Annotated in this window: 1 protein-coding gene; it reads left to right on the top strand. The window is 34.9% G+C overall.

Translation table 11 applies throughout. From position 1 onward, the window contains the following. Positions 1-456: AMP-binding protein (locus QMG30_RS24835; protein ID WP_281819918.1), on the top strand; the 456-nt coding region annotated here is incomplete at both ends.

The following is a 456-nucleotide window of genomic DNA, read 5'->3' as shown; positions in this document are numbered from 1 at the left end:
TGAACCAATAATGGAAGAATTCCAAGGAATAACCCAGACATCACAAGTATACTTAGACAATCAGGTAGCACAACGCAATGGACAATTAAGCATTGTATGGGATTACATTCAAGACATATTTGAAGAACAAACAATAGAAATGATGTTCAGACAATATGTAGAAGTAATACAAAGCATCATAAACAAGAAAGAATACACATTCAACATAAAAGAAGAAGACCAAAACTTTATAAACCAATACAACGACACTCAAAAGGAAATAGAAGAAACCACACTTGTAGAATTGATAAAAAGACAGATGGCAAAAACACCAGAAAAAGTGGCTGTAAAAGACAAAGAAGAACAACTAACCTATAGTGAACTGGATAGATGCTCCAATCAAGTAGCAGCATACCTGATTCAAGAAGGCGTAGAAAAAGGTGATGCAGTAGCTGTAATAGCCTCAAGAGACATAGC

The organism is Vallitalea longa (assembly GCF_027923465.1).
GTDB lineage: Bacteria > Bacillota > Clostridia > Lachnospirales > Vallitaleaceae > Vallitalea > Vallitalea longa.
Note: the sequence above shows the minus strand (reverse complement) of the source record. Positions and strands in the feature narration are given on the sequence as shown.